The sequence below is a fragment of the Flavobacterium niveum genome (assembly GCF_055231775.1).
In genome coordinates this window covers 503,129-521,805 of sequence record NZ_JBUYSX010000001.1, presented here as the reverse complement: position 1 = coordinate 521,805, position 18,677 = coordinate 503,129, and the positions used below count along the sequence as shown (strand labels likewise).

Sequence of the window (18,677 nt, the reverse complement as noted above, 5' to 3'; positions counted from 1 at the left end):
AATTTTAATTATTTTACTTTTACTCCAAAAAAATATGCATTTATAACCTACAATAAGTATATTCCTAAAAAGATAACGTTTATTGTAAATCGTTTAACCGAATTGGCCGCTTCCGGCCAACTCAATTAAACAACACAACTACATTTTCTGGATAAGCCACGATGCATCCTGCTTAAACAACTCTGTATTGTTGTTTGGGTGTACATACATTATAAAACTCTGGTGGCGTAAGTATTCTTTAGGAAATTTAACCGACTCAAAAGAGCGATAGTTTTTCTCGTTGGCTCCCTTAGCAGCAGTTAATGGGGCAGATGATTTAAATTTGGCAGCATCAGGTATTTTACCACCAGCAGCTTTATCTACATAAACATCTTTATTATCCCTTACGGTTACATACATATCGGCACCGGCATTCAGCACTTTAAAGGCATATACATCATTGCCCAGGCTTACGCTTTCTATTTCCATCCATTTAGCGCCGCTTACAAGTTTAGCCTTGCTTAATATTACACCTTTAGTATTACCATTGTTTAGTGCTAACCAATAATCATCTTTATCACCTAAACCTTCACTTATAGAATAAGCGTGGATTTTAAATTTGTCTGGTAAAGCTATAGCTGTTTGCGGAGCAGTTGTTGCTGACGCTGGCTTGCCAAATACCTCAACTTCTGCAAGGCTTAGTATTTTAATGCCACCCGGTATCCATATCCTTATATAACGGCATTTTTTGCTACCCTCTATCGTCATTGAAGCCTGGCTGGCGCTTGAAAATGAGTATGAACTTGTACCACTGTATTGAAAACTTGCCGCAGTACTGCATGAACTTATAGACTGTTCAGAAGCCATTACATAAAAGCCCTGTAACCTGTTCCAGCAGCAGTCATCAGTACGGTTCCATATTTTTATAGATGAAACATCATATACAGCGCCAAGGTCTACTTCCCACCATGGGTCTTTTTCATCTTTACTGTGCGTACAAGAGTTTGAGGTGTAAACACCACTGGCATTGCCATCGCAGGCACGTGAAGCTTCACCGCCAAAGTTAACACTTGATGCTTTACATGTTTTCCCTTTTGCAATATTACCTGCACTTGTAGCAATTACTGATGTAGTGGTTGTAGTAGTTGTAGTGGTTACGGCAGTAGTAGTTGTAGCAATTTTACCAAATACCTCTACTTCAGCAAGGCTAAGTGTCTTAATGCCACCTTGTATCCATATTCTTATATAACGGCACCTTTTGTTACCATCAAGCACCATAGACGACTGCCCTGCCGAATTAAACAAATAGGAACTTGTGCCTTTATACTGAAAATTTGCGGCAGTACTGCATGAACTTATAGATTGCTCAGAAGCCATTACATAAAAACCCTGCAACCTGTTCCAGCAGCAATCGTCTGTACGGTTCCATATTTTTACAGACGTAACGTCGTATACTGCACCAAGGTCTATTTCCCACCATGGGTCTTTTTCATCTTTAGTATGGGTACATGAATTTGCAGTATAAAGTCCATTAGTATTACCGTCGCATGCACGCGAAGCCTCACCGCCAAAGTTTACACTAGAAGCCCTGCATACTTTCCCTTTGGCAATATTACCTGCACTTGTAGCAACCACAGCGGTGCTTGCAGCTGCCGGTGCTACAGTTGCCGGCTTAACTTCTTTTCCATTTACAGCTATCCTTATGTTATGTACCGTATTTTTATCGGCACAATCGTCAAACTGAACAATAACAACCCTGTTTTCACCAGGTGCTATTTTATCTTTCAGGTTAACAGCGGCAACTTTGTCCTTGCCTTGAGAATAAATAAGGTCTGCCTTGGGTTCAAAAGTTCCTTTAGGGAATTTAGAATTAAAAAAGTATATCCTTGCCCCGTCATCAGCTTTATCATAAGATACCTTAAATTCGCTAATGCTCATGTTTGCAGGAATGTTTACTACAGTCTCAAAATAAGTAAAGTCGAGTTGTTGCAAACATTTTAATGTAGAGGCCTTGCTTAGGAAAACATTACCGGCGGCATCCTTAGGTGCATCTCTCCAGCCTTTATCATTTGTAGCCGGAATGTCCATTTTTTCATATGCCCTCGGGTCGCCATTCATGTTGTTTTTAAAGGTTACAATACCTTCATTACCATCGTGAATACGCCACGGCGATATTGTTTGGGCCTGTACCAAACTTCCTGTAAAAGCCATCAGGCCAATAAAAAACAAAGATTTTAAAGTTTTTTTCATTGGTTGTATGTTGAATTATGCCTACTCTTTTAATTGCATTTTCGGCTGCCTGCTTAAAGAGCGACAAACCTAACAACATATAAATATTTGTTAAATTATTTGGGATAGAATGAAGTTTTTTGGGACAAATAATTTTAGTAGACCTTTTGATGATATAAAGTTACGATAACATCAAAAACAATATAACTTACAACCGCGATAGGTAAATCAAAGGAATATAGGTTTTAGCAGGAAACAGCTGTAGCAAAGGGCTTTAATATACAGAAATGCATATGCACCTAAGTTTAATACATCTCGTATATACAAGAATTTCTAAATAATAAACAATTATCAACTTACTCTTATAAATTACAGGAATAAAAAATCTAATGAGGCGTTTCATCGAAATTTATAAATGCTTAGATAACTATACCCGTTGTGCATTTTGTTTCTCTAAATCAAAATGCACAACGGATATATTAAAATTACTGACTTAAAGTAATTTCCAGTATTGGTACATTTAGTAGATGAAAATCACTATTTTTTTGAAACTACCGTTAAAATTCAAAAGTAAGTTATTCTGAAAAGAAACCGCATATAATTAATATTTTAAACAAAACAACGGACCATAATGCTATAAAAAAGAGCCGCCCCCTCCGGGACGGCTCAACCAAACTCTGATTTATCATGCTAAGTAAATTATAAACACACCCTTAGCTCACCGGGCGAATCCATTTACTATTAACAACCAGATATTATTGTTAACTTTTAACGATAAAATTCTCTAAAGTCTTGCACTCTGCATCAGCAGACGTTAATTAGCTGCCTTCGCTTTCCTTAAATATTTATCCATTAGCCATTGCCTAACAGGTATATCGTAAAGCTTTAGTGAAGCGTATGCCACCAGAATAGTCAGCACAAACACACCGGCACCTACCGGCCAGGCTTTCTCTAATGGCACTTTATTATTATCTACCCAGCTGTAAAAAGTATAAACAATAGGATAATGCGTAATGTAGATGGGGTACGATATGTCACCGAAAAAGTTGCAAAGGCGCTTAACCTTAGCCCCGCTTACAACCCCGCAGGCGCCTATGTATACTATAGCAGGAAATATAAATATGATTACCATAGAATCATAAATGCCGTTTGCCCAAAGGCTTCCAGAATCTCCAACCCTTGGAAACGCAAGAGTGATAAAAATCAGCACACTGCTGTACAGGAATGCATTTTTTATGTCCTTCTGCTTAAATAACCTGCGTAGTAACATACCGGCCAGGAAAGGATACGCTAAACGGGTAAAGCCTATACGTAATTGCACCGCATCCACTGACCAGCCGCCTATTACATCTCCGCCGGGGCTTGTTACTGCATAATGGATTAACACTATCCCAGCGATTACCACCAGTAGAGACAGGACGGTATTCGAGGCTTTTTTAAGGAACAGCGCATAGAAAATGTTGGCAATATATTCGAAAAAAAGCGACCATGCCGGGCCGTTAAGCGGATGCATCTCTGCCCAGCCCCTGATGTCCAAACCTGTTGTTACAGGGATTAGCGTACAGCCTATAACGGTTACCAATACCAGTTTCCAAACTGGTGTCCCTTCAATAGCCGGAAACATGGACGATGCCTGCAAGTAAAAGCAGATGGCTCCCAGCAGCATCCCTACAATAATCATGGGGTGCAGCCTTATAAGCCTTCGTTTAAAAAAGTCTTTAAGGCTCATCTTGCCCCAGCGGTCGTCATAGGCATGGGCTATGACAAAGCCCGACAAAAGGAAGAAAAAGTCTACGGCAAGGTAACCGTGGTTAATGATTTGCTTACTGTGGTCGCCCCCCGAAAAAATCTCGAAGATGTGGAATACCACTACAATCAGGGCAGCTACTCCCCGAAGTCCGTCAAGTATAGGATAGTGTTTTTTACTGTCAGGAAATACGGTCTCCTGCACCGGACTAATATTACCCATTTCTGTTTGTTTGGTTATAGCGTTATTTTATTTAAGGGTAAATTTCACCTGCCCCTTAATATCCTGGGATGAAGCACCTACTATGGCCTGGAAATCGCCCGGCTCGGCTACCCATTCGTGCTTTTTGTCATCAAAATAGCTCAGGTCTTCTTTATCTAAAGTAAGGGTAATGGTTTTCTCCTCACCTGCTTTAAGGTATACTTTTTCAAAGCCTTTCAATTCTTTTACCGGTCTTGGCAATGACGATTTAAGGTCGGCCACGTACAACTGTACTACCTCAGCACCATCGCGCTTTCCTGTATTTTTTACGGTAACAGTAACGGTAAGCGTATCATCTTTACCCATAACGGCTTTATCGGCCTTAATGTTGCTGTACTTAAATGTAGTGTAGCTTAACCCGTGCCCAAACGGGAACAACGGTTTTATGTTTTGCTTTTCAGCCCACCTGTATCCTACAAAAATGCTTTCTTTATAGGTAACTTCATCGCCACCCGGAAACGCATTATAAGCATTAGCCGCGTTGTCCTTTATTGAAACAGGGAACGTAAATGTAAGCTTGCCCGATGGGTTTACATCGCCAAACAATACCGCAGCAAGTGCATTGCCAGCCTCAGTCCCTAAAAACCATCCCTGTACTATAGCCGGAACTTCTTTTACCCACGGCATGGCCACAGCATTACCCGATATGTTTACAAACACAAGGCTCTTATTCACTTTTGCCAAAGCACTGATCAGGTCGTTCTGGTTATACGGCAGCTCCAGTTCTTTACGGTCATACCCTTCACAGTCCTGGTAATCGCTCTTGTTAAGCCCGCCCACAAACAGTACCAGGTCGGCATCTTTTGCAGCTTTAAGCGCTTCCGCCTTAAGTTCAGCGGCACTGCGGGTTTCTTTCAGGTTTTGCCCGGAAACAACCCCGTTATAATCACCGGCTGCATCGCCTACATAGCCACGCACATATACTACCTCAGCGTCCTTGCCGGCTCTTTTCTTTATTCCGTCTAGCGGCGATACTTCATATTTTGCTTTCAATGACGAACTGCCTCCGCCTACGGTCATCATCTTGATGGCATTTTCGCCAATAACCACTATTTTCTTATGCTTTGCCGTATTTACAGGCAGCAATGCATTTTGGTTCTTAAGCAGTACAATACCCTCCTCGCCTATGCTGCGTGCGGCAAGTGCATGTTCCTCCGTACCGAAAGAGCCAAATGGCCTGTTGCGGTTCATGGTAGTCCTGAATGACAGGCGCAGTATGTTTCGTACCTTTTCATCCAGCTCCTTTGTACCTACCTCACCCGATTTAATCAGCTCAAGGTACGGCTGCGCCAGGTAATAGTTGTCGTAAGCATTTTTTCTTCCTGCCGAAAGCCCGTCTGTCCAGGTACCAAATTCCATATCAAGGCCGTTAAAAATAGCTTCTTTGGTATTGTGGGTACCACCCCAGTCGGCTATTACCACACCATTAAAATCCCATTCCTTACGAAGGATATCCTGTAACAGCACCTTGTTATGGCAGGCATGCTGTCCGTTATACTTATTATAAGCCCCCATTATGGCCCAGGCGTTACCTTTTTGTACGGCTGCCTTAAACGCCGGAAGGTATATTTCATACAATGCCCTGTCGTCTACAATAACATTGATGGCACCCCTGTTGGTTTCCTGGTTGTTAAGCGCATAGTGCTTCACGCAGGCCGCCACACCGTTTACCTGTACCCCCTGTATGTAAGGCACTACCATTTCACCGGCAAGGAACGGGTCTTCGCCCATGTATTCAAAGTTCCTTCCGTTTAGCGGCGTGCGGTAAATATTAACACCGGGGCCCAGCACCACATTTTTGTTACGGTAACGGGCTTCTTCTCCAAGGCTTTTACCATAAAGCCTGGCCAGGTCCCTGTTCCACGTAGCCGAAAGCGCAGTAAGCGCCGGGAACGCTATACACGAATCGTTAGTCCAGTTGGCCTGGTCCCATTCGTCCCACAATGTTTCCGGGCGGATACCATGCGGGCCGTCGGTCATCCAGTTTTCAGGAATGCCAAGGCGCGGCACACCCGGCGAACTGAATTTTGACTGCGCATGGATCATTGCTATCTTTTCTTCGGTGGTAAGCCTTTTCAGCGCATCTTCTATACGCTGTTCCATCGGTTTTGTGTCGTCAAGATAAACAGGTATTGCCTGCTGTGCCTTTGCCTGGAATGCCAGGAGCAATATAGCTACGACTGCTATTTTACGTATCATAGTTTATTTTATGTTTGAGATATTGGTTATTCTTATTTCAGGTTAAATGAAGCCGTTTTTACCGTATTGCTGTCTGTGCCTATCATAACTTCAAAAGCACCCGGCTCGCTTACATGCTGTAGCTCGGCATTGTAAAACTTAAGCAACTCCTCATTAATGGTAAAGGTAACAACTTTAGATTCGCCCGGCTTTAATGTTATCTTCTCAAAGCCTTTTAACTCCTTCACCGGCCTTGATATACTGGCTACAACGTCTCTTATGTACAATTGCACCACCTCGGCACCTTCCTTTGAACCTGTGTTTTTTACCGTAACACTTGCAGTAATTGTATCCGTTGCCGGCATTTCCTTAGCGCTCAGGTTAATGTCGCTATATTCAAATGTGGTGTAGCTTAAGCCATAGCCAAACGGGTAAAGCGGTGCATTTTTCTCGTCCATGTAATTGCTCCTGAACTTTTCAAAGCTTTTGTCCGATGCCGGCCTTCCCGTCTTCAGGTGGTTGTAATACAATGGTATCTGCGCTACATTCCTCGGGAAAGTGGAAACAAGCTTACCGCCTGGGTTAACAGTACCAAAAAGCACATCGCCTATAGCCTGGGCTGCTTCGGTACCGCCAAACCACACATTAAGTATGGCCGGTACGTTTTCCTGTTCCCAAACCAGTGTCATAGGGCGCCCTGCAAACAATACAAGCACCACAGGTTTGCCGGTAGCAACAAGCTTCGCCAACAGCCTTTTCTGCACCGCAGGGATACCGATATCGGTACGGCTGCTGGATTCACCACTCATTTCAGAAGCTTCTCCCATGGCAGTAACAATTATATCTGCCTTGGCGGCAACAGCCAGGGCCTCAGCCGTCATTTCTTCCTCAGTCCTGTTATCCCACGTTATCTCCCTGCCAAACATGGTGGCATCTTTCTGCATGGCCGGGTTGTCTATCAGGTTAGTACCCGCAGCATACAGTATGTTGGCATTTTTGCCCGCAACATCCTTCAGGCCTTCTATAAGGCTCAACGGCTTGTCCAGTTTGGCGGCCACGCTCCAGGTACCCACCATATTCGATTTGCTGTTACCCAGCGGGCCTATCACGGCAATGGTTTTCGATTTGCTAAGCGGCAGTATGTTGCCTTCATTTTTAAGCAGCACAAAACTTTCAGCCGCTGTTTTGCGTGCCACAGCCCTGTGCTCTTTTGTGTAGATTTCTTTTTTAGCCCTTTTGCTGTTGCAAAATTTATACGGGTCTTTGAATAACCCCAGCTTGTATTTTGCCTCAAGCACACGGCGGCATGCACGGTCTATTTCCTCTACCGAAGCCTTGCCTTCCTTAACCGATTCTGCCAATGTAGTAAGGTACCCTTCAGCCACCATATCCATATCCAGCCCGGCGTGCAGTGCCAGTTGCGAAGCCTGTTTCAGGTCGCCAAGGCCATGGCTCGGGATTTCCCCTATACCACCGTAGTCTGCCACAGTAAAGCCTTTAAAATCCCACTGGTTACGCAGTACTTCAGTCAGCAGCCAGCGGTTGGCATGCGCAGGTATCATATCCACCACATTAAACGAAGCCATGACACTCCCCACACCCTGCTCTACTGCTGCCTTATACGGATAAAAATAATCATTGTACATGCGTACATGGCTCATGTCTGCGGTATTGTAATCCCTGCCTGCCTCAACGGCACCATACAGGGCAAAGTGTTTTACGCAAGCCAGTATATTGTAGTTTTCAGAAAACGTATTGTCTTTTCCCTGATAGCCCCTAACCATAGCCTTGGCGATTTTTCCGCCCAGAAACGGGTCTTCGCCGCTGCCTTCAGATACGCGGCCCCACCTTGGGTCGCGGGCTATATCTACCATAGGGCTGAACGTCCAGTTGATACCATCAGCACTTGCCTCCGTAGCTGCAATGGCAGCCGATTTTTCTATGGCATCCATATCCCAGCTGCACGCAAGCCCCAGGGGTATTGGGAATACGGTTTCATAACCGTGTATAACGTCCATCCCGAAAAGCATCGGGATTTTCATACGGCTTTCCTCTACGGCGATTTTTTGTATGTCCCTTATTTTATCGGCACCCTTAATGTTGAACATTCCGCCCACCTGCCCTTTGCGGATTTTAGCAGCAATATTGCTGTTACTACCAAGGCCGGTAATAATGTCCCCCTCACTCGGAAGGTTCAGCTGGCCTATTTTTTCCTCAAGGGTCATCTTCGCCATCAGCCCGTTGATGAACTTATCCATCTCCGGATCCTGTTGCTGGGCTTTGGCACTAACGACTGCTAAAACAGCAAGTGCCACTGTCACGATTTTTTTCATTGCGTATCTGGTTTTTCTCCAGCCTTATCCCGGCCGGTATTGACAGCAACAAAACTAAAACGATATAGTGAAGTATTTTAGTAGTGGAATTTAGAATGTAGACGCTTAAAATAAATAAACCATTGTTTTACAGACAGATAAAACAAAAAACCAATAAAAAATAGTAGCCCGTAAAACAGCCCCTGAAACAAAATGGGTAGTAAAAAACACATCAATCACCCATACATCATTACTACAACGGATGTTTTAAAACCCTTGTTAAAGCTGGAAAACGGCTTAACCAATCCCTTTTACCTGCTGTTCAAAAACCTCCCGTGGCACTGCTGCCTTGTTCCTTATTTTAGTCCGGTAATTGTATATTGTGCTTACCGAGTAACGCAGGAAGGATGCTATTTTAACCCCGTCGCTAATACCCAGCCTTTCCAGGGCAAATATGCGCAACTCGGTATTTAGTATCTCACCGTCCTTTAGTTCTATCTGCTCTCCGGGCAATAAAAGGGCGTTAAGCTCCTTTACAAAATCCGGATAAAGGTTTATGAATATGATGTCGAACCTGCGGTACAGATCGTTAAGTTCTTCATCAATAACCCCACTCGATTTTAGTATATCAGACAGTTCATCGAACTGCTTGCTCATCGCTTTTTTATTGAGTTTTTTCCGGTAATCGTCCAGCTTATCTATGTAGGACGAACAGATGTCAAAAAACTGCGCTATGTACTCTTCCTTAATACGGTTCGATTCGTGCAGCTGCTTATTAAAATCCTTCAGCTGCTCATTAACGTTATGCAGCTCCCCGTTAAGCTCCCGGAGCTTTTCCCCGGAAACGGTGAGTTCCTCCTTGATTTTAGAAACCCTTCGCATCTGGCGGTAAACATAGATTATTGCTGCTGCCAGGAACAACACAAGGATACTGATAAGATAAAGATATCGTTCCAGCTGCTGGCGGGCCTGTGCTTCTTTTTCCTGATAGGATGCATTGATAATGGAATTGAACTCAGACATCATCAGCGTCCTGAATTTTACATTGCAAAACACAGCATCGGCCAACGCAGATTGTGCATACTTATATGCCAAATCTATTTTTCCGTCGTAGTAATAAAAGATGGCAAGATTTTGAATGGCACCATGGTCTTTAATAGCATTTTCAATATCGGTAGTAGCAGCAAGGCTGTAATAATTAAGGCCGTCCTCTCGCTTTTTCTCAACCATGCTTATATCGCCCAAAAGGTATACGTACATGGCATAATCTGCATCCCTTTTGGTACTTTTCTTTGCCATATCACTCAGCAGTTCCCTGGCCCTGGTATACTCTTTCTTATACATGAGTTTCTGGGCAAGGTTTATCTTGTACTTAGGAGCGTTTGGATTAAGCACCGCAAGCAGCGAATCCCTGTACACTTCTATCTGACGGCTGTAATATTCGCTCGGGGTATTTGTAGTGTAGTGTTCATAAAACTGGCTGTAAAACTCATAGTAAAGCGCCTTGATGTCATTGGGCAACTGTTTTGATTGTATACCACTAAGCAATGCCTGTGCCTCAAGGTAACTCCCTTTTGAGGAATACAGGTTTGCCAGCTGGATTTTCGCACGGTCTGCGAAATAAGAATTGCCCGAAGCTTCCGCTACTGTAATATTCCGTTTTACGTAATAAAGCGCCGTATCTATTTTAAACTTCCTGTACTCTTCGTATAGTTTCTGGTTAATGCTGTATTCCTCATCGGTTCCTTTTACCTGTTTCAGTTTAGAGGTATAGGAAGCAATGCGGTCCATCTTGGCTTTTACATACGTATCCTTTTCAAGCAATGCCTTATCAAGCCGTGACCTGGCAGATTCCAGGTCCTGCCCCATCAGGGAACTGCTCAAAACAAGGAAAAAAACAGCGATAAAAAACTTGTGCCTCACGTTTGGTTATGCATTTCTAAACATGCAAATATATACTAATAAGCATTTTTTTGCTTTACTTTTTTTAGTAACACTGTACCAACCTAAAATAAGCTGAGATAGCGGGCTTAAGAATCCAAACAAATAATCCGAAGGAATTTTCCTTCGGATTATCAGTAGGTCTACCTAAACAAATATCAAATTGTTGAGGAAGATGCGGAAAAATTATATTTATTAAGATTACTCAATTTACCCAATACCCCCCTTCTATGCCTGCTTTTTACTTTCTCCGTGAGAATAAGCATTATACTTTTCTGCCAAAAACTCTGATACAGCTTTCGGGCTTCTTACTAACAATGCCTCCAGCTGGTTGCTTTCGCCTTCTAACTCGCCCTGCGCCACCGCTGCCGCAAAACCGGCAAGCATCAAAACCATTTTTCTCGGTATATTTTCCGTAGCCGCATTATCAATATAGCGGTCATAGTTGGCATTTATATAGCCTACACTGTGCCCCGTAATCTGTGTAAGCAACAAGGCTATTTCTGCAAACGTTACATTGTTTGCACAAAGGTCGTACGTCTTGTTTTTATGGCTGTTAGACACCAATATATTAGCCGTAGCTTCTGCAAGGTCGCCCCTAAGGGTAAATGCCACACTGCCATTTCCCGCAGGCAGGAAAATTCCATCATCAAGAACCCTGTTGCCAAGGAAAACAGGAAGTAAATCCATATAAAGCCCATTGCGTAGTATGGTATACTCCATACCGCTTTTTTTAATCGCATTTTCAGTATCCAGGTGCGAATTCACAATAGATTTAATTGGCGAGTCGGCACGGTCAGTTTTATGCAGCTGGCTGGTGTATATAATATGCTTTACCCCTGCCCTTTTGGCCGCCTTTACTACCTGCTTATGCTGTGCACTCCGGTTAATGGTTTTGGTACTGGAAACAAAAAGCAGTTTATCTATCCCGGCAAAAGCCCAAAGCAGTGAGTCATAATCATCATAATCTCCATAAATAATGTTTATGCCGAGTTTTTCAAGGTATCCTATTTTTGCAGCGTCCCTTGCCATGGCATACAGCAGGTGGGGCTTTATACCCAGTTTTACTAAAGTTTCAATTACTACCTTGCCATATTCTCCAGTTGCTCCTGTAATTAATATTTTCTCCATAGTTCTTCAAAATAAATGTGCTGTTAAAAAAAATGCCGGCATACGAAAACGCAGGCCGGCACCTAAACAAAACAAAGTACTTAACCCAAATTATTGTATTGTATAGTCTCTCTTATCTACTTCTGCAAGCCTGAAATAGCCGAAGGCAAAGTTGTTAAACTCGGTTTGGTTTACAATATTACCACGCACCGCCGATGGTGTTGTTGGCCAGGGGCCGGCATCGGCTCCGGAGGCTATAATCAGCTTATGCATATAATCGTAGTACTGCTTAGATATGCCATATAAACTTATATTTACAACATCTCCCGGTTTTAAATCTTCGTGCGAATAGAATTCGGGCACTATATTACCCTGGCTGTTTTCGTCATCCTCAACTTCATACAGTGGATATGCCACCGCCGGTGACGTTACACCAAAGAGATAGTAGTTTGTAACTGCCGGATCGTCCTGGTAATAATAGGTAATTTCTATTTCATCGCCGCCCATACCGCCTTCATCGTCCTGTTCTATGTTTTCCATAATATCAGGTGCCGCAGTAAGGGTTTCGGTAGCAGTGTAAGTTTCGCCGTTCAGCAATATTGTCATTTGGTAGGTTTCACCTATTGCCGGTTCAAAATTGGTGCAGATGTATTCACCGGTACCTGTAGTTTCGGTAAAAGTAAATACCGTCCCCGTAGAATTAGTAACTGTAATATCAGCTCCTGATACTGTAGGGAATGTAGGGCTGTAATAACCCGTAGTTGTAGAAAGCACAATCTTTTGCTCGTTACCAGGGGTACCTTTAACCCAGTTTATAGAGGCGTCTATAACCAGCCGTGGTGCTGCCGTATCAAGGTCTACATCAATAACATCTTCGCAGGAAATGATTGAAAACCCTATTATCATCATTATTATTTTCTTATATATATTCATCTTATAATGCTTTTAGTTTAAACTGTATCTCCTTAGAATTTAAAGTTGTAGGTTACACTCGGCATAACCCCGAATATAGACAGCCTTTTTGCTTCGCTGGCACCGGTATCCTGGTTTTGCCCAAAGGTGTATGATGCAGCGTTGTTCCTTGCATACGCGTTGTAAACACTGAATACCCACTCACCCTGCCAGCCTTTGGTTTTATCGGGTTTTGGCACATAAGTAGCCGAAAGGTCCAGGTGGTGGTATGCCGAAAGGTTATCGGCATTCCTTGTACCATAGTTGGCCACCGTTATGCCGTGGTACTGGTATTTGCCGTCAGGGAATGTAGCAGCCTTACCGGTCTGGAAAGTGAATATCGCCCCGAAAGACCATTTTTTTGTGAACTGGTATGCACCTGTAAGCGAAAGGTTATGGGTTTTGTCGTAATTAGCACGGTACCAGTCGCCATTATTAATGCCGGGACCACCTGCTGTTCCGCCCGGTGTACGCTGTTCCGCCCTCGATAAGGTGTAAGACAGCCAGCCGGTAAGTTTGCCTGTATTCTTTTTAAGCATAACTTCTAAACCATACGCACGGCCTTCCCCATTTAGCATTACCCGTTCAATGGCCCTGTTTGCAATAAGGTCGGCTCCGTCAATGTAGTCAGACTTATTTTTGATTTTTTTATAAAACACTTCTGTTTCCAGTGAGTACTTATCGTTACTGAAGTTCCTGAAATAACCTGCCGCTACCTGGTCTAATATCTGCGGTTTCAGGTACTGGTCGCTCGGTGCCCATATATCAAGCGGTGTAGCCGATGCCGTATTAGAAATAAGGTGTATGTATTGGCTCATACGGTTATAACTTGCCTTAATCGACTGGTCATCATCCAGGGCATAAGACACCCCTAACCTCGGCTCAAGGTTGTCAAAGTTTGCTATTTTTTCGTTATCCTTATATTGCTTTGTACCTGTAGGTTCTGCTTCCTCATATATTTGATACTGCTCGTTAAACACCACCGGGCGGTTATCTGCATAGGTATTCCTTAGCTCTTTACCCAGCCTTAAAAAGTTACTGTAGCGCAGGCCATAGGTCATAGACAGCTTATCGGTAAGCTTATGTTCTGCGCTTATGTAGGCAGCGTTCTCCCAGGCATATTTTCTCTCCAGCTGTTCGGGGTTTACGCTTGATGTGTTGCCAAACGGTGTAATAGTCCCCGGGTTAAAGTTGTAATAAATAGAGTTGATACCGTAATTAAGCACAAAATCGTTAGATACATAGTGCTTAAAATCGTACTTAAAGTTGTAGTTCTTTATTTCGGTAATACCGTTTAGCCCGGCAAACTTAATCCTTATAGCATAGTCATAATCGCTGTAAATGGCCGATGCGTTTGAGAAAAGCTTGTCTGAAAAAATATGGTTCCACCTTACGTTAACAAAGGTATTCCCGTAGTCGTTTATAAGGGCATCGTTAAAGTTCATGTAATCATAACCGTAGTAGCCCGATACAAAAAGGTTGTTATTTTCATTAAGCTTATAATTAAGCTTGGCATTAAGGTCATAGAAATAAACCGAGTTAGGCTCATCGGCCAGTTTAAGGAAAAGATGCATGTACGAGCCCCTGCCTGCCACCACAAAAGAACTTTTTTCTTTTACAATAGGGCCTTCAACCAAAAGACGGCTCGAAATAAGCCCAATACCCCCTGTGGCATGGTATTCTTTATTATTCCCTTCTTTCTGGTAAATATCCAGTACTGATGATATCCTGCCCCCAAAATTGGCCGGGATGCCTCCCTTATATAGCTTAAGGTCTTTAATAACATCTGAATTAAAAACAGAGAAAAACCCAAAAAGGTGCGAAGTGTTGTACACTACCGCCTCATCCAGCAACACAAGGTTACCGTCTACAGAGCCGCCCCTTACGTTAAAGCCCGAAGCCCCCTCCTGCGCGCTGGTAACACCCGGCAGCTGTAATATTGATTTCAGGACGTCAACCTCACCCAAAACAGCCGGCATTTTCTTAATAGTAGCTATAGAAAGCTTGTGTACGCTCATTTCAGGCTTGCGGATATTTGCCTTATTAGAGTTAGATGTAATAACAACTTCCTGTAACTGCTGGCTGCTTTCTGCCATGGCAAAATCCTTCTTTGTATTGCCCTGCAGCGAAATTTGTTCCTGCACATCGGCAAATCCCATGTAGCTTATCATAACAGTGTAGGTCCCTTTAGGAAGCGTAACCGAATAAAAGCCATAAGAGTTTGTGGTAATTGACACATTGGCTTCAGGAATGTAAATGCTTACACCTATCAGTGTCTCATTGTTAGACTTGTCTGCAATGGTACCGCTAAGTGTGGCTTTTTCCTGGGCCAAGGCGCTGAAGGCCGTACTAATGACCAACAGCAATACATAAAAGATTTTCTTCTCCATTTTTAAGTATTTGAATTAGTAATTAAATCCGGAGCTAAACTATGTTTTTACAAAACCCTTATTTTAGATAATATACCAAACAGAGTATTTACTATATTAAAATGAGAATTACCACTACTAAATATATTTGGGCTGCCGGTAAATTATATTCAGTACTTTTAAGTGTTTAAACCGGTAAAATGTGCAGCATTGTATAATGTACACTAAGCAGCTTATTTGGTATATGCTATTTTATATTTGGTATAATATAAAATTACCCGCCTGCTTTTTAAAATACATTTGTGTACTATACTTTACAGATCATGAGCGAAACTTTACACACAAAAAAAATAGAAACCAACTGGATGCTTTTGGTTATCATTTCAAAGAAATACAGGCTTTACCGCCATTTAATACTTATAGTGTTTAGTATAGTAGTACTGTACTATAGCCCACCGGAGTATGTAGAGCCTTATGAAACCTACAGCAGGGCAGTTACCTTTTTCCAGATATTGTTTTTGGTGTACAGCAATATGTACTTTTTTGTACCCAGGTTCCTGTTTAAGAAAAGATACCTTAGTTATGGCCTGGCAATACTGGCCAGCATAATAGTTTCGGGCATTATTCACCGCACGGCCTCTTATTTTTTAAGGCACAATTTACTGCCTTATGAAGAGGACAGCCTTAACTTCCTTACCTTTTCATTTTCCATATTAGTGCTTACCGTGGCCTCTGCCTCAGTTAAGCTATTTCAGCAATGGATACATGATGCCCAGCTAATACACGACCTGGAGCAGGCAAAAACCAATGCAGAACTGGAACAATTGAAAAACCAGATTAACCCGCATTTTTTATTCAATATGCTTAATAATGCCAATGTATTGACTAAAAAAGACCCTGATAAAGCATCTGAGGTATTGGTAAAACTGAGCGACCTGCTGCGTTACCAGCTTTACGACAGCAGCAGGCAGAAAGTACTGCTTACCTCAGACATCCATTTCCTGGAAGATTTCTTAAATTTGGAAAAAGTAAGGCGCGACAATTTCCATTTCATGATATCTAAGGAAGGTAACCTCAGCGGTGTTCAAATCCCTCCTTTGCTTTTTATTACATTTGTAGAAAATGCCGTTAAACATAATAACGATGCTTCAAGGCAATCTTATGTACACCTTTACTTTGACGTAATAGATAATGAGCTGTATTTTAAATGTGTAAATTCTAAACCTACTGTAAAAGCTGTAAAAAAAGCCGGAGGGCTGGGGCTGGCCAATATAAAACGCAGGCTGGAACTTCTTTTCCCGTTATCGCACATGCTGAAGATTGAAGATGAACAGGAAACGTACACCGTTACCCTAATTATAAAAATATAACTTAATGACCTGTATTATTGTAGATGATGAGCCGCTGGCAAGGGAAGCCATACAAATGCTGGTTGAACAATTCAGCCAGCTTGAACTTATAGGTACTTTTAACGGCCCTGAGGCTGCCGGGAACTTCCTGGCAGGCAATAAAACAGATTTAATATTCCTGGATATACAAATGCCGGGCGTAAACGGTATTGAATTTGCCCGCACCATACCCAAAGAAACACTGGTTATATTTACCACTGCTTTTTCTGAGTTTGCTACAGACAGCTATGAGGTAGATGCTGTAGACTACCTGATTAAGCCTGTAAAAGCCGAACGTTTTATAAAAGCCGTAGAAAAAGCAAATGTTTACCTGAAGCTGCTTAAAGCAGATTATAGCCAGAATAACATTGAAAACGTAACCGAAGACTACTTTTTTGTAAAGGCAGACCGCAAGATGTTTAAGGTGTATTTTAAGAACATCCTCTATGTAGAAGGACTTAAGGATTATGTGGTAATGCATACCGAAGGCCAAAAAGTAATAACCGGTATGAATATAAAAACCATTTTTGACCAGTTACCGAAAAGCATGTTTGTAAGGGTAAGCAAATCGTATATAATAAACATCAACCATATAGATTCTGTAGATAACAATACTGTGTATATAGGCCGTGCCGAAATCCCTATAGGTAATGTATACCGTGATTTCTTTTTTGATGAATATGTAACCAAAAAGCTCCTTAGCAAGTAAAGGTTGTGCTGTATATTATTGCTTTAGCCTTACCTGTAAAAAAACAGGTATTTTTTTCGTATTATTTGGTATACCAAAAACTCCATTTGGTATAAATATAAAAAAACGCTTTACTGCCCTGCCTACTTTAGCCCTGTATAACAAACTGCTGTTGCAGAAGTTTATAACTAAAGTGCTATGGGCAAACGAACTGTTTTACTGCTACTGTTAGGGTTTTCTTTTAAAGCCCCCGCACAGGAAATATATACCTTAAAAAAATGCATTGATTACGGCTTAAAAAACAACCGTAACAATGCCATTTATGCCAATGAAAAACGTATTGCCGATGCCAAAGCCCGCGAGGTTCTTTCAGATTACCTTCCACGGGTAAGCATCAGTGCAGCTTTTGATAATAACCTGCGGCTTCAGCAGAGTATTATCCCGGCAGGAGTTTTCGGGCCAGACGAAATCAGGGGTTCACTTTCGCAGCGGTACGCCACAGATGCTGTAGTGCAGGCAGAACAGGTTATTTATAACCAGTCACTACTCACAGGCATAAGGGCGAGCAAATACCTGAAACAACAGGCCACCCTTAATGCCGTACAAAACAGGGAAGCCATTATATACAATATAAGCATGGCTTACTTTCAGGTATTAGTGTACAGGCAACAACTGGAATTGCTGCAAACCAACAGTGATACCTATAAACAACAGATAGAAATATATACGTTACAGGCCGGTAAAGGCATTCTCCTGCAAAAAGACCTTGACAAAGTTGTGGTAGACTATAACAACATTGATTCTCAGATACGCATAGCGCAAAGTAACCTGGAGCTGGCTATGAACGAACTTAAATTTGAGATGGGGCATCCTATAGCAGATAATATATTACTGAATACTGCCACTCAATGGGAAATGCCTGCTGATGAAGACACAAGCACTACATTTTCTCCTCTGGAAAGGACGGGGTACAAACTTGAGGTAGTAAATGCAAAAATACTTGAAACCGAACATGCACGCATTAAAGCCGAGGGGCTGCCAGTGCTGTCAGCCTATTTCAGGTATGGTGCGGTAAGCTTCAGCGACCATTTTAAAGATGCCTATAACGAAAGTTTCCCCTACGCCACAGCAGGTATAAAACTTAGTATTCCCTTCCTGGACTTCTACAACAGGGATTCCCGCTACCGCCAGGCAAAACTAAAACATGCCAATGCCGAAGAAAACCTGAAACTGGCAGAAAGCAGGTACACGGCAGACTATGAAAACGCCCGAACCAAGTTAGTACAGGCCCGTACCAATGTAGCTATTGGCAAACGGAATATAGAACTTGCCGGGCAGGTACTAAAAGTTACCAGCCTGCAACTGCAAAAAGGTACCACAAACCTTACCGACTGGCTTAATACGCAATATGCGTTAAAAGAAGCGCAGAACACATACCTCGGTTCGCTATATCTTTTTTACCAGGCGGGCATAGACCTGGAAAAGGCAAAAGGTACTTTACAAACGTTTTATAATTCATTGTAA

11 protein-coding genes are annotated in these 18,677 nt (G+C 42.4%); 3 read left to right on the top strand and 8 right to left on the bottom strand.

Translation table 11 applies throughout. From position 1 onward, the window contains the following. Positions 1-138: 138 nt before the first annotated feature. From ACZIX4_RS02290 to ACZIX4_RS02255, 8 genes are all read right to left on the bottom strand, one after another. On the bottom strand, positions 139-2,229 hold the full coding sequence (locus tag ACZIX4_RS02290; RefSeq protein WP_463333986.1) for a galactose-binding domain-containing protein: 2,091 nt from the start codon (positions 2,227-2,229) through the stop codon (positions 139-141). A gap of 793 nt (positions 2,230-3,022) precedes the next feature. Next, complete coding sequence (locus tag ACZIX4_RS02285) at positions 3,023-4,177, bottom strand: acyltransferase family protein (RefSeq protein WP_463333985.1); 1,155 nt, start codon at positions 4,175-4,177, stop codon at positions 3,023-3,025. 27 nt (positions 4,178-4,204) lie between these two features. Beyond that, entirely contained in the window at positions 4,205-6,415 is a 2,211-nt protein-coding gene (locus ACZIX4_RS02280) for a glycoside hydrolase family 3 C-terminal domain-containing protein (RefSeq protein WP_463333984.1), read from the bottom strand. 32 nt (positions 6,416-6,447) lie between these two features. Further along, complete coding sequence (bglX, locus tag ACZIX4_RS02275; protein ID WP_463333983.1) at positions 6,448-8,727, bottom strand: beta-glucosidase BglX; 2,280 nt, start codon at positions 8,725-8,727, stop codon at positions 6,448-6,450. Positions 8,728-9,003: 276 nt separating this feature from the next. After that, on the bottom strand, positions 9,004-10,590 hold the full coding sequence (locus tag ACZIX4_RS02270; protein ID WP_463333982.1) for a DUF6377 domain-containing protein: 1,587 nt from the start codon (positions 10,588-10,590) through the stop codon (positions 9,004-9,006). 285 nt (positions 10,591-10,875) lie between these two features. Further along, the gene (locus ACZIX4_RS02265; RefSeq protein WP_463333981.1) at positions 10,876-11,778 is read right to left on the bottom strand and encodes an SDR family oxidoreductase; all 903 of its coding nucleotides are present in this window, start codon (positions 11,776-11,778) and stop codon (positions 10,876-10,878) included. A gap of 90 nt (positions 11,779-11,868) precedes the next feature. Further along, positions 11,869-12,690, bottom strand: a complete 822-nt coding sequence (locus ACZIX4_RS02260; protein ID WP_463333980.1) for a DUF4249 family protein — start codon at positions 12,688-12,690, stop codon at positions 11,869-11,871. Positions 12,691-12,722: 32 nt separating this feature from the next. Continuing rightward, positions 12,723-15,098: a TonB-dependent receptor gene (locus tag ACZIX4_RS02255; protein WP_463333979.1), complete on the bottom strand. Its 2,376-nt coding sequence runs from the start codon at positions 15,096-15,098 to the stop codon at positions 12,723-12,725. 302 nt (positions 15,099-15,400) lie between these two features. Between ACZIX4_RS02255 and ACZIX4_RS02250 the strand changes: the two genes are divergently transcribed. The 3 genes from ACZIX4_RS02250 to ACZIX4_RS02240 all read left to right on the top strand — a co-directional run bounded on the left by ACZIX4_RS02250 (position 15,401) and on the right by ACZIX4_RS02240 (position 18,677). Then, on the top strand, positions 15,401-16,447 hold the full coding sequence (locus ACZIX4_RS02250; RefSeq protein WP_463333978.1) for a sensor histidine kinase: 1,047 nt from the start codon (positions 15,401-15,403) through the stop codon (positions 16,445-16,447). Positions 16,448-16,451: 4 nt separating this feature from the next. Next, a complete protein-coding gene (locus tag ACZIX4_RS02245) occupies positions 16,452-17,174 on the top strand; it encodes a LytR/AlgR family response regulator transcription factor (RefSeq protein WP_463333977.1) in 723 nt (240 codons plus the stop codon). Positions 17,175-17,351: 177 nt separating this feature from the next. After that, on the top strand, positions 17,352-18,677 hold the full coding sequence (locus ACZIX4_RS02240) for a TolC family protein (protein WP_463333976.1): 1,326 nt from the start codon (positions 17,352-17,354) through the stop codon (positions 18,675-18,677).